Annotated in this window: 12 protein-coding genes; 6 read left to right on the top strand and 6 right to left on the bottom strand. The window is 72.5% G+C overall.

Features of this window, described 5'->3' with window-relative positions:
• Positions 1-2 precede the first annotated feature (2 nt).
• The 4 genes from ID554_RS14405 (at position 3) to ID554_RS14390 (ending at position 6709) form a co-directional block, all read left to right on the top strand.
• Positions 3-1472, top strand: coding sequence for a dihydrolipoamide acetyltransferase family protein (locus ID554_RS14405; protein WP_117227995.1), 1470 nt, complete (start codon positions 3-5; stop codon positions 1470-1472).
• Positions 1473-1683: 211 nt separating this feature from the next.
• Complete coding sequence (locus tag ID554_RS14400) at positions 1684-1821, top strand: hypothetical protein (protein ID WP_162854370.1); 138 nt, start codon at positions 1684-1686, stop codon at positions 1819-1821.
• A 341-nt stretch (positions 1822-2162) separates the two neighbouring features.
• Entirely contained in the window at positions 2163-4757 is a 2595-nt protein-coding gene (locus ID554_RS14395; RefSeq protein WP_117227994.1) for a hypothetical protein, read from the top strand.
• A 116-nt stretch (positions 4758-4873) separates the two neighbouring features.
• Positions 4874-6709, top strand: a complete 1836-nt coding sequence (locus ID554_RS14390) for an NHL domain-containing thioredoxin family protein (RefSeq protein WP_117227993.1) — start codon at positions 4874-4876, stop codon at positions 6707-6709.
• A 68-nt stretch (positions 6710-6777) separates the two neighbouring features.
• Here the strand turns inward: ID554_RS14390 and ID554_RS14385 are convergent, their stop codons facing one another.
• From ID554_RS14385 to ID554_RS14375, 3 genes are read right to left on the bottom strand one after another with little or no spacing between them, the layout of a single operon-like run.
• Positions 6778-7527 (bottom strand): LamB/YcsF family protein, encoded by a 750-nt coding sequence (locus ID554_RS14385; RefSeq protein WP_117227992.1) that lies wholly within the window; start codon positions 7525-7527, stop codon positions 6778-6780.
• A complete protein-coding gene (locus tag ID554_RS14380) occupies positions 7511-8440 on the bottom strand; it encodes a biotin-dependent carboxyltransferase family protein (RefSeq protein WP_396888526.1) in 930 nt (309 codons plus the stop codon). Before ID554_RS14380 ends, ID554_RS14385 begins: the two co-directional genes overlap by 17 nt.
• The gene (locus ID554_RS14375; RefSeq protein ID WP_117228055.1) at positions 8437-9327 is read right to left on the bottom strand and encodes a 5-oxoprolinase subunit B family protein; all 891 of its coding nucleotides are present in this window, start codon (positions 9325-9327) and stop codon (positions 8437-8439) included. Before ID554_RS14375 ends, ID554_RS14380 begins: the two co-directional genes overlap by 4 nt.
• A gap of 106 nt (positions 9328-9433) precedes the next feature.
• Here ID554_RS14375 and trhA point away from each other — a divergent pair, with 106 nt between their 5' ends.
• Positions 9434-10111, top strand: coding sequence for a PAQR family membrane homeostasis protein TrhA (gene trhA / locus ID554_RS14370; RefSeq protein WP_117227990.1), 678 nt, complete (start codon positions 9434-9436; stop codon positions 10109-10111).
• Positions 10112-10177: 66 nt separating this feature from the next.
• Here trhA and ID554_RS14365 read toward each other — a convergent pair whose 3' ends face one another.
• Positions 10178-10462, bottom strand: a complete 285-nt coding sequence (locus ID554_RS14365) for a DUF6458 family protein (RefSeq protein ID WP_117227989.1) — start codon at positions 10460-10462, stop codon at positions 10178-10180.
• A 114-nt stretch (positions 10463-10576) separates the two neighbouring features.
• Between ID554_RS14365 and ID554_RS14360 the strand changes: the two genes are divergently transcribed.
• On the top strand, positions 10577-11119 hold the full coding sequence (locus ID554_RS14360; protein WP_117227988.1) for a SixA phosphatase family protein: 543 nt from the start codon (positions 10577-10579) through the stop codon (positions 11117-11119).
• 127 nt (positions 11120-11246) lie between these two features.
• Here the strand turns inward: ID554_RS14360 and ID554_RS14355 are convergent, their stop codons facing one another.
• Both ID554_RS14355 and ID554_RS14350 read right to left on the bottom strand, forming a co-directional pair.
• Positions 11247-11516: a DUF6458 family protein gene (locus ID554_RS14355; RefSeq protein ID WP_117227987.1), complete on the bottom strand. Its 270-nt coding sequence runs from the start codon at positions 11514-11516 to the stop codon at positions 11247-11249.
• Positions 11517-11844: 328 nt separating this feature from the next.
• Positions 11845-13701, bottom strand: a complete 1857-nt coding sequence (locus ID554_RS14350) for an acyl-CoA dehydrogenase (protein ID WP_117227986.1) — start codon at positions 13699-13701, stop codon at positions 11845-11847.
• Positions 13702-13711 lie beyond the last annotated feature (10 nt).

The raw sequence follows: 13711 nt of genomic DNA, 5'->3' as shown, positions 1-13711 counted from the left end.
GCATGTCCCGGATCAAGGAGTTCAACCTGCCCGACCTGGGCGAGGGCCTGACCGAGGGCGAGATCCTCGGCTGGCTCGTCAAGGTGGGCGACACGATCGAGCTGAACCAGCCGATCGTCGAGGTGGAGACCGCCAAGGCGGCGGTGGAGATCCCGGCGAAGTGGGCCGGTCAGGTCCACGCGATCTTCCACCCGGAGGGCACCACGGTCGAGGTCGGTACGCCGATCATCGCGATCGACACCGATCCGGGGGCCGGGCCGATCGAGTCCTCGACGACCGGCACGCCCGCCGGTGACCTGCCCACCCCTTCGGCGGCCTCGCTGGCGGCCGTCGAGGTTGCGCCAGCCGAGGGCGCGGTGGAGCCGGGCCTGATCGGCGGTCCGGCGCCGGGTGGCCGCACCGCAGTCCTGGTCGGTTACGGCCCACGGACCACTGCGGCCAAGCGCCGCCCCCGCAAGGGCGCCGTCCCGGCCCAGGCCACTGCGGCACCGGTCGCGCCCGCATCGACTCCGGCCACACCCGCATCGGCTCCGGTCGCGCCGGTGTCGCCCGCTCCGGCGGTGAACGGCAACGGGCGGCTCGCCGGCGCGGTGCTGGCCAAGCCGCCGGTGCGCAAGCTCGCCAAGGATCTCGGCGTGGACCTGAACACGCTGACCGGGTCCGGCCCGTCGGGTTCGATCACCCGCGAGGACGTGCAGCGGGCGGCGGCACCGGCCGTGGCGGAGCCGCTGACGGTCACCGCGGCGCTCGCGGCGGCGGCGAGCTTCGGCGCCGACCGCGAGCAGCGCATCCCGGTCAAGGGGGTACGCAAGCTCACCGCCGAGAACATGTCCCGTTCCGCCTTCACGGCCCCGCACGTCACCGAGTTCCTGACCGTGGACGTGACCCGGGCGATGAAGGCGCTGGACCGGCTGCGCGGCCGGCGGGAGTGGCGGGACGTACGCGTCTCACCGCTACTGCTGGTCGCCAAGGCGGTGCTGCTGGCGGTCAAACGTCACCCGATGGTCAACTCGACCTGGGCCGGTGACGAGATCGTCGTCAAGGAGTACGTCAACCTCGGTATCGCGGCAGCCACCGAGCGGGGCCTGATCGTGCCGAACGTCAAGGACGCCGGTCGACTCACCCTGCGCGAGCTGGCCGACGCGTTGACCGACCTGGTGCAGACCGCGAAGGCCGGCAAGACCTCACCGGCCGACATGTCCGGCGGCACCCTGACCATCACCAACGTCGGGGTGTTCGGGGTGGACACCGGTACGCCGATCCTGCCGCCGGGAGAGTCGGCGATCCTGGCCTTCGGCGCGGTCCGGGAAATGCCCTGGGTGCACAAGGGCAAGGTCAAGCCGCGCCTGGTCACCACGCTCGGCCTCTCCTTCGACCACCGCATCATCGACGGTGAGCTGGGCTCGAAGTTCCTGCGCGACATCGGCGACTTCCTCGCCGACCCCGAGGCGGCGCTGCTCGCCTGGACCTGATCCGCTCCGCGACGGCCGGTGTGCCACGGGTCAACGCCCGGCACACCGGCCGTTGCCGTTTGTTGAAGAAAAATTCATCACTACGGCAGGCGACCTTAGATTCGTAGGCTGGTGGCACAGCTCACCTAAGAATCGCTGGATGTTCCGCCGAGCATGAGGTTCAATAGGGACATCGAGGGGCCGACAACCGAATAGCAGGAGGAGAACCCCCATGAGCATGATCGAGCGAATCCGTAGCCGCCGCGACGCCAGCCGCCGCGCCCGCGCCATCGAGCGGGCCCTACGCTCCGCGAACTCGCCTGCGGTCCGCGACGAGATCCTTGTCATCGCCCAGCGTCACATGCACTGACGCCACACGACGTTAATCACCTCCTCCAGATCGACGACCCGCCGGGGTGACCCGGGCGGGTCGTCGGCGTTCGACCGGCCATTGACACCGGGATACCGCCCCGCCGCAGCGCCCGGTACGGTGGGGCACGGTCGTCGTCCACGGCCGAGAGAGGTCGAGGCGATAGAAGCACCTCGACACCGATCGGCGACGGACGGTGACGACGGACGCTCCCCGAGAGCCCTTCGGCGGCCACCGGGATACGGTGCGGGGAGCCGGCACGGCCGGTACGCCGGCACCCGCCGGCTGCCTGCCGAAACCATCGGCGACGGCGGCCGACATGTGATGGAGGAGGCGCACACATGACGTCCGAGGGCCCGCACCGCCCCGGCCAGGAGCCGGACGAGGTGCCGCCGGGCGGCGGACCGGTGCCGTACGGCGACCGATCGGCTCAGCCGGACGGCGGGTACGGCGCAACCGCCCCCGACCTCGGCTGGGCTCCCCCACCGCCCCTGCGACCCGACGCACCCGCACCCTCCTGGGCGAACCAGCAGGGTGCCCAGTGGGGCAGCGCGCAGGCGACCCGACAGGCGGACTCCCCGCCCCCCGGCAACTGGGAGCAGGCTCAGCAGCAGTGGCCCGGCCAGGCCGACCAGGCCCCACCGACCTGGGCCACGCCCGCCGCGCAGTCCACTCCGGACCAGCCCGCCTGGGCCACCGGCGGACAGCAGAACCCGACCTGGGGCGGCCCCACCACATCGGACGCTCCCCAGCAGCCGGAGTGGACGCCCCACCAGCCCACGTCCGGTCAGCCCGACTGGGCCGCCGCGCAGCCGCCCACGGGGCAGCCCACCGGCTGGAGTGCCGGCCAGCAGCCGGAGTGGGCCGCCGCACCACGAGGCGGCGATCACACCCCCGGATGGGGTGCCGCGCCCTCGGCCGAGCCGGCACAGCCCGACTGGGCGCCGGCCGACCCGCCGGCAGCGGGACGCGCAGAACCCCCGGCCCGGGCCACCGCACAGGTTCCCCAACCCCACCCCCCGGCACCGCACCAGCCCGGTGTCGACGAGCCGGGCCGACCCGGCGCGTGGCAGTCCGAGCAGCAGGAACAGCCCGGTTGGGCCACCGGCCAACAGCGGGAGCCCGCCTCCGGTTGGCCCGGCGACCAGCCAGCCGAGAGCTGGCACCAGGGCGGCGACCGCCCGGCACAGCCCGACTGGGCCACCCCCCAGCCGGACGCGCCGGCCGACTGGGCAAGCGCCCGCGCGGCGGCCGAGGAGCGACCGCAGTGGTCGCCGGCGTCGGCGGAGCAGTCCGCCCCGGCGTGGGCCCCAGCCGAATCCGCCAGCGGATCGGCCCGCCCCGCCGACGCCGGCCCGCCACCGACCTGGGCACCCGGCGGAGAGCCGCTGCCCTCGCGTACCACCGCCGACCGACCCGCGCTGACCGATGTGGAGCCGTGGGCGCCCGGCGAGGCGTGGGGCAGCAGCGGAGGATCGGCAGAGGCCGGCTCCGGCCGGGCCGACGTCGCAGCCCCGGGCCGGGCCGGGGACACCCCGATCTACCAGCCGGCGCCGGCCCCGGGCATCTCCCCGAACAACAAGGTGCCGTTGCCGCCGCAGGAGCAGCGGGTGCCCGGGGCCAGCCTGGCCGCCGCGCCGCCCGCCGACTACGGCCAGCCCACCGACTACGGCCAGCCGGCGGCGTACGGCATCGACCAGGCCGGGCCCAGCAACCGCCCCGGCGACCAGCCGGACGGCGGCGTGGCCTGGGGCCAACCCGAGCCACGGCACGACGACCCGCAGTCGGCTGCCGCGCCGGTCATCCCCGCGCCCCGCACCTCCCCCGAGGCCGGCCGGGCGATCCCGCCGGCGGCCGCCCCCGGCGGGGTCTCCGCGAGCGCGTCAGTGCCGCTGGCCAGCCGGGTGACGCCACCCGCCGACCACTCGGCACACCCTGGCGGGTCATCCTCCCCGCAGTCGCGGGTGTACGGCCGCCCTGCCCACACCGACCAGCCCGGCGAGTCGACCCCGGAGCGGGACGAGCCACCGGTACCCCGGTTCGACCAGAGCCCGGAGCCACACTTCGCCGACCGCGAGCCACCGGCCGGCGGGCCGAACGCCTTCTCCGGGTCCGCTGCTCCCGGCCCACCGGTGGCGCCACCGGCCTTCCCAGCAGGGATGCCCTTTTTCGCCGACTCGCCGCCGACCAACCGCCCGGTCAACGGCACCAAGCCGCACCCGGAGCCGGAACGCCCCGCCGACCCGTTCGGCGGCCCGCCCGGCGGCGACCGCTTCGGCGACCACCCCGGTGGCGACCCGTTCGGCGGCCCGGGCGCTGCCCCCTCCTTCGGCGGCGCACCCGGTGACCGCTTTGGCGGTCCGCCCGGTGGCGACCCCTTCGGCGGTCCGGGCGGTGACCGCTTCGGCGGTCCGTCCGAGCGTCCGGGGGGCACCTACGGCACCAAACGTCCGGAGCCTGGCACCGACCACACCGCGGCGTTCCCGCCGCCGGGGCAGGCCCCGCCGCAGTGGGGCGCGAACACCGGCACCGACTCCGGGTCGACCGACTCGGAACAGGGTCGCTTCGACTCCTTCAAGCCGGTCGCCGAGCCGGCTCCGGAGACCCCGGCGCCGAAGGTCCGCAACGGTCGGGTCCTCGCCGCGGTGCTGGTCGCCGCCGTGCTCATCCTCGCCATCCCGCTCGGCCTGCTACTGCTTCTCGGCAAGATCGGCGGATCGAACGAGGCGGGCAACTTCGACCCGGCGGTCGGTTCCTGTGTCAAGCGGTCCGGTAACAGCGCGGTGTCCGCCAACTGTGGCGAGACGGACGCGTTCACCGTGGTGTCCAAGGTCGAGTCGAAGGACAGCTGCCCCGACCCGGCCATGCCGCTGGTGGAGCTCCGTGGCGTCTCGACGAACCCGTTCCTCTGCCTGAAGCCGGCAACCGAGAGCTGATCGCGTCACACCGAGGGCGGGGCACACTGACCGTGCCCCGCCCTCGGTGTTCGGATCCGCAGCAGACGGGCGAGGTCCGGCCGGTCGGTGCCCGCCGGTAGGGCACGATGGGGTCCATGAGTGCACGCGTACGGGCACCCGAGCTTCGAGGGCGGGCCTGGTTGAACACGGGCGGCAAGCACCTGCGTCTGGCGGATCTGCGGGGTCGTTGCACGATCCTGGACTTCTGGACCTTCTGCTGCATCAACTGCCTGCACGTGCTGGACGAGCTGCGCCCGCTCGAAGAGAAGTACGCCGACGTCCTCGTCGTGATCGGCGTGCACTCACCCAAGTTCGAGCACGAGAAGGACCCGGACGCCCTGGCCGCCGCCGTCGAGCGGTACGGCGTGCATCACCCGGTGCTCGACGACCCCGAGCTGGACATGTGGCAGCAGTACGCGGCCCGCGCCTGGCCGACCCTCGCGGTCGTCGACCCGGAGGGGTACGTGGTGGCCACCATGGCCGGCGAGGGCCACGCCGAGGGGCTGGCCCGACTGATCGACGACCTGATCGCCACCCACGAGGCGAAGGGCACGCTGCGCCGGGGCGACGGCCCGTACGTGCCGCCGGCCGAGCCACGGACGACCCTGCGCTTCCCGGGCAAGGCGGTGGCCCTGCCCGACGGCGGCCTGCTGGTGTCGGACTCGGCCCGGCACCGGGTGGTCGAGCTGGCCGACGACGGCGAGACGGTGGTCCGCGCCATCGGCACCGGCAGTCGGGGCCGGGGCGACGGGCCGGCCGGGGCCGCCACCTTCTCCGAGCCGCAGGGCCTGTGCCTGCTGCCAGAGCACGTCGCCGAGGTCGCCGGTTACGACCTGGTGGTCGCCGACACCGTCAACCACCTGCTGCGCGGCGTACGGCTGGCCAGCGGTGAGGTGGTCACCGTGGCCGGCACCGGCCGGCAGTGGCGCTCCACGGTCGACGACCACGCGCACGACGCGCTCTCCATCGACCTCTCCTCCCCCTGGGATCTTGCCTGGTACGACGACCGGATCGTGATCGCCATGGCCGGCATCCACCAGCTCTGGTGGTTCGACCCGATCAAGCGCACCGTCGGCATGTACGCCGGCACCACCGTGGAGGCGCTGCGGGACGGGCCGCTGGACGAGGCGTGGCTGGCGCAGCCGTCCGGCCTCTCGGTCTCCGCCGACGGCACCCGCCTTTGGATCGCCGACAGCGAGACCAGCGCCGTCCGGTACGTCGAGAACGGCGTCCTGGGTACCGCCGTGGGTCAGGGGTTGTTCGACTTCGGTCACGTGGACGGGCCGGCGGCGCAGGCGCTGTTCCAGCATCCGCTCGGCGTCTGCGCGCTGCCCGACGGGTCGGTGCTGATCGCCGACACCTACAACGGCGCGGTGCGCCGCTACGACCCGGCGGCCGACTGGGTCTCCACGGTGGCCACCGGACTCGGCGAACCGAGCGACCTGGTGCTCACGCCCGACGGCGCGGTGCTGGTGGTGGAGTCGTCCGCGCACCGGATCACCCTGTTGGCCCCGGGTGCGCTCTCGGCGGCCGGCGCGGACACCGTTGACGGCCCCCGGCACCGCGCTGAGCGCAAGCCGACCGACCTGGCCGCCGGGGAGGTCGTGCTGGACGTCGTCTTCACTCCGGCGCCGGGGCAGAAGCTGGACGAGACGTACGGCCCGTCGACCCGGCTGGTCGTCTCCGCGTCACCGCCGGAGCTGCTGGTGGAGGGGGCGGGCACCGGCACCGAGCTGTCCCGCCGCCTGGTGGTCGACGGCTCGGTGACCGACGGCGTGCTCCAGGTGACCGCCCAGGCGGCGACCTGCGACGCGGACGTGGAGCACGCGGCCTGCCACCTGACCCGCCAGGACTGGGGCGTCCCGCTTCGAGTGGTCGCCGACGGCCCCACCCGCCTCCCGCTGGTCCTGCGCGGCATGGACGCCGGCTGACACCTCGGTGAAAGGAAGGGCCCCCTGTTAACGCCTGCGGTATAGCAGGGGACCCCTCCTAACATCACTCAGCTGAACGCGGTCGGCGTCACTCCGGCGTCGATGAGGGCAGCGCGGACGAGTTTCGCGGCGGCGACCGCCCCGGGGCTGTCGCCGTGCAGGCAGATCGACTCGACGACGCACGGGATCGTGCTCCCGTCCACCGCGATCACCGCCCGCTCGGTGGCCATCCGAACCGCCCGGTTTGCCACCTCCTGCAGGTCGGTGACCAGCGCGTCGGCCGAGGTACGTGGCACCAGCCTCCCGTTGGGCAGGTAGTTGCGGTCGGCAAACCCCTCGGCCACCACGCGCATCCCGGCACCCTGGGCGAGCTGGGCCAGCACCGAGCCGGGCGGGCAGAGCAGCGGCAGGTCCCGGTCGAAGTCGTCGACCGCCGCGACGATTGCCGCCGCCGGCATCTCCTCGCCCGCCGCCGCGTGGTAGAGCGCCCCGTGCGGCTTCAGGTAGCGGACCCCGGTGCGGTACGCCCGGCAGAACGCGTTGAGCGCGCCGAGCTGATAGAGCACCTCGTCACGCAATTCGGCGAACTCGTACGCGATCGCCCGCCGGCCGAAGCCGGCGAGGTCCCGGTAGCCGACCTGGGCACCGATCGCGACACCGCGCTGCGCCGCCGTGGCGCAGACCCGGCGTATCGTGGGCGCGTCCCCGGCGTGGAAGCCGCAGGCGACGTTGGCGGAGGTGATCAGGTCCAGCAGTGCCTCGTCGTCGCCGAGGCGCCAGGTACCGAATCCCTCACCGAGGTCAGCGTTCAGGTCCATAAAATCTCACCGTAGTGCCTGGACGGGCCTGCGCGAGCAGGGTCACGTCGTCCACCACCGCGATGACCGGATAGCCACCGGTGGTGGGATGGTCGGCGAGGAAGACCAACGGTTGGCCGTCCGCCGGCACCTGCACCGCGCCGAGGACGATGCCCTCGCTGGGCAGTTCCCCGGCCGCCGCGCGGGGCAGCGGCGCGCCGGCCAGTCGCGCACCGACCCGGTTGCTCAACGGGCTCACCTGGTACGCCGTGCCGAGCAGCCGGTCCAGCGCCGCCGAGGTGAACCAGTCCTGCCGAGGACCGAGGCGCACCGTGAGGCGCAGTTCCGCCGGGAACGACGGTGGCACGGTGAGATCGACCGGCGCGGGCGGTCCGGGAGCGACACCCAGCGGCAGCAGGTCACCGTCGCGCAGCGGTGCCGGCCCGAGCCCGGCGAGCGTGTCCGTGGACCGGCTGCCCAGCACCGGGTCGACCGCGATGCCTCCGGCCACCGCCAGCCAGCAGCGCAGACCCCGTCGGGCGGGGCCAATCCGGAGCACCGTCCCGCCGGGTACGGCCAACGGGCGACCGGTGTCGCCGGGCCGCGGACCGATCCACACGTCGGCCTCGGCGCCCACCACCGCGACCGTGGTGGCCCGGTTCACCCGCAGGTCGCAGCCGGTGAGCGTGATCTCCAGTCCGGCCGCCGACTCCGGATTGCCGACCAGGCGGTTGGCCAGCCGCAGCGCCGCCGGGTCGAGTGCACCGGAACGCGGCACCCCCAGGTGGGCCCAGCCGACACGTCCCTGGTCCTGCACCGTGGTCAACGCCCCGGCCCGCAGCACCTCGATCTCCCCTCGCGGCGGCGCAGCGGAAAAATCGCCGATGGGTGGCGGGCCGCCGGTCACGCCAGCGGGTGGCGGGCCGCCGGTCACGCCGGCACCAGCCGGACGCGGGTGCCGGGCGTGAGCAGGGCGGGCGGATCGGCCGTCACGTCGAACAGGGTCAGCCCGGTCCGTCCGACCAGCAGCCAGCCGCCGGGCGAAGCGCTCGGATAGATCCCGGCGTACGGCCCGGCCAGCCCGACCGCACCGGCCGGTACCCGGGGACGGGGGGTGGCCAGCCGGGGCACCGCCAGTTCGGCGGGCAGCCCGGTGAGGTACCCGAAGCCGGGCGCGAAGCCACAGAACGCCACCCGGAACTCGGTCTCCCGCAGCTGGTGCACCACCGCCGGTACGTCCACCCGCCAAAGTTCGGCGACCCGCGGCAGATCCTCCCCGTCGAAGCTGACCGGAACCTCAACCAGCCCCCCACCACCGCTACTAGCCCCCACCGCGTCCCCGTCCCCCGCCCCGCCCCCTGCCGAGGACCTCGCCGCTGCGAGGTCCTCCGCGAGCTCCACCGCAAGGTCCGCCGCGGACTCCCTGCGTCGATCATGGAGTTGTGGTCGAGATTTTGTCTTGTTGTGTGACTCTTTGTCGCAGCCACAACTCCATGATCGACGGGGTGGAGTGGGGTAGGCCGCGCCGGGCGTGGGCTCGGGGCGGAGGGTGGGGGTCCAGCGGGCGATTCGGGTGGCGGTGCTCCCGGGGTCCGGCACGCCGTCGAGCAGGACGGTCGTGGCGGCGGGCACGATCTCGGTGGCGACTAGGTCGCCCTGCGCGCGACGACGCCACAGCTCGGCTCGCCACGCCTCGACCAGCCCGGCGACCGTCCCGCCGTCGGCATTGCCGCCCGGGGCTGTGGCGTCGCCGGGACTGGGTGTCGGCGGTGGGGTGAGGTCGAGCAGGAGGGCGTGCGCGCCGACCGGTCTGATCCGCATGTCGCCATCCTGTCCGACGGTCACCCACCAGCGCGTCGACTGCTGGTGGGACGGCGTGACGCGTTGCACTACCCGAAGGTAACCTACGGTGTCGTAACCTGATGCCGTGACCACCTCAGCACGGCCCCGGCTCAAGCCGGTCGACATCGGGAAACCCCGGATGCGCGGCTGGCTGCACACGTACGCGTTCTTCGTCGCACTGGTCTGCGGCATCGTGCTCTGCTCGATCGCCGCTGCCCGCCCCGGCTGGACACCTCTGATCAGCACCGCCGTCTACAGCCTCACCGTCTGCGGTCTCTTCGGCACCAGCGCGCTGTATCACCGTCGAGTGTGGTCGACACGCGGATACCAGGTGATGCGCCGGATGGACCATTCGATGATCTTCTTGTTCATCGCCGGTACGTACACACCGTTCTGCGTCCTGTTGCTGGAGACCCGCGCCGCCGTGATCATGCTCTCGGTGGTCTGGGGCGGCGCCCTGGGCGGGGTGGCGTTGAAACTGATCTGGCCGCACGCGTCACGCTGGCTCTCCGCTCCGCTCTACCTGGCGCTCGGCTGGGTGTCCGTGGGAATGCTGCCGGACATTCTGCGTCACGGCGGAGTCACCGCCCTGGTGCTGCTCGCCGTGGGCGGTGGCATCTACACCGTCGGGGCGGTCTTCTACGCGCTGCGCCGGCCGAACCCGTGGCCCACGGTCTTCGGTCATCACGAGTTCTTCCACGCCTGCACGCTGGTCGCGGCGATCTGCCACCACATCGCGATCTACTTCGCGCTGTTCGCCTGAGCGAACGCGGGCGGAACGACAACGGGGTGGCAGATCGTTCCGCCACCCCGCTGTGTCTCGGGCAGATCAGACCATCGGGTCGGGTCGGCGCACCTCGCGGTACTCCTGCACCACCCGGTTGTCCTGCACCGGTAGGGGGCGCTCGGCTACCACCCGCTCCTCGCGTACCGGCGCGACGACCGGACGGCGCCGCGAGTTCCAGAAGTAGAGGGTGACGATCAGGCCGGCCACACCGGCGAGCATCAGCACCCAGCCGACGACGCTCAGGTTGAGCCAGCCGATCTCCGCCTCCACGGCGAACGCGAAGATCGCGCCCAGCGCGATCAGGAAGATACTGCCACCGATACCCATGTCGTCGTCTCCTTGGCTCGAAGCTGCAATCCACTCCGCCGCGGCCATGGATAAGGTTGCGGCATCAAGGGACTTACCCCGGCACGGAGATCGCCAATCGGGCAAGCTGGTGGCATGACGGACGCCTCGGGACAGCAACGCATGCTCGTGCTGCTACGGCACGCGAAGGCCGAACAGCCCACGGCGGACGGCCCGGACATCGAGCGGCCGCTCAGCGCGCGGGGACGCGCGGACGCGGCGGCGGCCGGCGCCTGGCTCGCCCGGCACGGGCTGCTGCCGGAGCTGGTGATCTGCTCTGCGGCGCTGCGGACGCGGCAGACCTGGCACCACGTCGAGATGGGCATGACCGGCTCGCCGGCGGAGGGCGGTCCGGCCGGGCCGTTCCCGATCGTCCGCTACGAACCGGACGCGTACGAGGCACATCCGGAGGACCTGCTGACGTTGCTGCGCCGGGTCGAGCCGTCCATCGGCACCGTCCTGCTGATCGCCCACAACCCCGGTATCTCGCTGCTGTCCGACTCCCTCGACCCGCAGGGTGCCTACCCAGACGGGCTGCGCACCAGCGACCTGGTGCGGCACCGGCCCACGGTGCCCTCCTGGGCGGAACTGGGACGCGGTACCGCCCCGATCGACCTCCGGCACACCGCGCGCGGCTAGGCCCTGCGTGAATCCCCAATGCGGCCGGTCGTCGGCTGCGCCCGCCGCAGGCCGGCCAGGGGCTTTTACACAGGGCCTGAGCCGACGCCACCCGTCGGGGTGACGCCGGCTCGGGTCGGCGGACCGATCAGCTCGGCGGCGCGGTCGGTGGCGGCGGGTCGGGAGGCGGCGGCATCATTGCGGTCGGATGGGAGAGCCGGTTCTCCTCCACGATCAGGGTCCGGGCCCGCTTGCGGCGGTCCTGCCAGAACCAGAGCGTGGTGAGCAGCACGGTCAGTCCGGCCAGGATGAAGACCCAGCCGACCGCCCGCAGGTCGACCCACCAGACGTTGGCCCTGACGGCGAACGTCAGGATCGCACCGATCGCGATCAGGAAGATTCCACTACCAATGCCCATGTGCGCGGCACTCCCCCGTGCGGTTGCTCTGGGCGTACTCGGACTGGTCAGCGACGGTTACCCGTCCGCCGCGGGGTTACCCGCGCCGCCGACCGGTGAACACGACCCGGCACACGGCGCGGTGGTCCGGTAATCCCGGACGCGAGGACCGTCCCGATGCGTCCGTTGGGCGGGGTGGGGACACCCGGACCTGGCACCGCGAAGGCCGCGGCCCCGCGACCCGCCGAGGGCAGGAGACGTGCCGCGAACGGGAACAGCCGGTGGGGCACATTCCCCACCGGCTGTCTCCTTGCTGCGGCTTCGCGTCACCGCACGGTGCCGACCCGGATCAGAACGCTTCCTCCGGGATGTCCATGATGTCCAGGTCGGTGCCCTCGACGATGCGCCGGTCGGCGCCGACGCGGGGCAGCACCTCGCGGGCGAAGAACCGGGCGGCGGCCACCTTGCCGGTGTAGAACGCCTTGTCGGTCGCGGAGACCTCGCCGGCCAGCGCCTTCAGCGCCACGTCCGCCTGCTTCTGCAGCAGCCAGCCGACCACCACGTCGCCGAGGGCCAGCAGGAACCGGCGGCTGCTCAGCCCCACCTTGTAGAGGGACCGGGCGTCGCCGCCCTGCGCCTCGCCCAGCCAGCCGGTCATCACACCGAGCATGGTCTGGATCTCGGCGAGGGCCTTGCCGAGCGCCTGCCGCTCCTCCTTGAGCTGACCGTTGCCGGCCTCGGTGGCGATGAACTCCTGGATCTCCCCGGCGACCACCATGAGCGCCTTGCCGTTGTCCCGGACGATCTTCCGAAAGACCAGGTCGAGGCTCTGGATGGCGGTGGTGCCCTCGTACAGGGTGTCGATCTTGGCGTCCCGGACGTACTGCTCCAACGGGTAGTCCTGGAGGAAGCCGGAGCCACCGAAGGTCTGCAACGACTCGTGCCCGAGCATCTCGTACGCCCGCTCCGAGCCGACGCCCTTGACCAGCGGCAGCAGCAGGTCGTTGACCCGCTTGGCCAGCTTGGTGGCCTTCTCGTCACCGGCCGACTCGGCGAGGGCGACCTTGTCCTGCCAGGAGGCGGTGTAGAGCACCAGGGCGCGCAGCCCCTCCGCGTACGACTTCTGCAGCAGCAACGAGCGGCGGACGTCCGGGTGGTGGGTGATGGTGACGCGGGGGGCGCTCTTGTCGGACTGCTGGACCAGGTCGGCGCCCTGCACCCGGTTCTTGGCGTACTCCAGGGCGTTCAGGTAGCCGGTGGAGAGGGTGGCGATCGCCTTGGTGCCGACCAGCATCCGGGCATACTCGATGATCATGAACATCTGCCGGATGCCGTCGTGCTTGTCGCCCAGCAGCCAGCCCTTGGCCGGTACGCCGTGCTCGCCGAAGGTCAGCTCGCAGGTGTTGGAGACCTTGAGGCCCATCTTGTGCTCGACGTTGGTGGCGAAGACGCCGTTGCGCTCGCCCAGCTCGCCGCTGTCCCCGTCGAAGTGGTAGTTCGGCACCACGAACAGCGACAGGCCCTTGGTGCCGGGGCCGCCGACGCCCTCCACGCCGACCGGACGGGCCAGTACGTAGTGGACGATGTTGTCGCTCAGGTCGTGGTCACCGGAGGTGATGAAGCGCTTGACGCCCTCGATGTGCCACGAGCCGTCCGGCTGGGGGATGGCCCGCGCGCGGCCGGCGCCCACGTCCGAGCCGGCGTCCGGCTCGGTGAGCACCATCGTGGAGCCCCACTGCCGGTCGATGAAGAGCTTGGCCCACTTCTTCTGCTGCCCGGTGCCCTCGACGTGCAGCACGTGCGCGAAGGACGGGCCGGAGGCGTACATCCAGACCGGGGCGTTCGAGCCGAGCACCAGCTCGGCGAGCGCCCACCACAGTGCCCGGGGGGCGTTGGTGCCGCCCAGCTCCGGGGGGAGGTCCAGGCGCCAGAACTCGGACTCCATGAACGCCCGGTACGACTTCTTGAACGACTCCGGCAGCGGAGCGGTGTGGGTGGCCGGGTCGAAGACCGGCGGGTTACGGTCACCGTCGGTGTAGCTGGCGGCCAGGTCTTCGCGGGCCAGGCGGTCCATCTCGGCGAGGAAGCTCCGCGCCGTGTCGACGTCGAGCTCGGAGTACGGCTCCTGGCCGAACGACCGGTCCGCCCCGAACACCTCGAACAGGTTGAACTCGAGGTCCCGAAGGTTGCTCTTGTAGTGGGTCATGTCGCTGGCC

Source organism: Micromonospora craniellae, assembly GCF_014764405.1.
GTDB classification, from domain to species: Bacteria; Actinomycetota; Actinomycetes; order Mycobacteriales; family Micromonosporaceae; genus Micromonospora; species Micromonospora craniellae.
This window is presented reverse-complemented; position numbering and strand designations above follow the sequence as displayed.

Coding starts and splice junctions, on each gene's coding strand:
- ID554_RS14375 (WP_117228055.1), bottom strand. CDS start 9,327: ATGCGGATCAGACCGGTCGGCGCGCACGCCCTCCTGCTCGACCTCACC.
- ID554_RS14395 (WP_117227994.1), top strand. CDS start 2,163: ATGACGTCCGAGGGCCCGCACCGCCCCGGCCAGGAGCCGGACGAGGTG.
- ID554_RS14405 (WP_117227995.1), top strand. CDS start 3: ATGTCCCGGATCAAGGAGTTCAACCTGCCCGACCTGGGCGAGGGCCTG.
- ID554_RS14390 (WP_117227993.1), top strand. CDS start 4,874: ATGAGTGCACGCGTACGGGCACCCGAGCTTCGAGGGCGGGCCTGGTTG.
- ID554_RS14365 (WP_117227989.1), bottom strand. CDS start 10,462: ATGGGTATCGGTGGCAGTATCTTCCTGATCGCGCTGGGCGCGATCTTC.
- ID554_RS14355 (WP_117227987.1), bottom strand. CDS start 11,516: ATGGGCATTGGTAGTGGAATCTTCCTGATCGCGATCGGTGCGATCCTG.
- ID554_RS14385 (WP_117227992.1), bottom strand. CDS start 7,527: ATGGACCTGAACGCTGACCTCGGTGAGGGATTCGGTACCTGGCGCCTC.
- ID554_RS14360 (WP_117227988.1), top strand. CDS start 10,577: ATGACGGACGCCTCGGGACAGCAACGCATGCTCGTGCTGCTACGGCAC.
- ID554_RS14350 (WP_117227986.1), bottom strand. CDS start 13,701: ATGACCCACTACAAGAGCAACCTTCGGGACCTCGAGTTCAACCTGTTC.
- ID554_RS14400 (WP_162854370.1), top strand. CDS start 1,684: ATGAGCATGATCGAGCGAATCCGTAGCCGCCGCGACGCCAGCCGCCGC.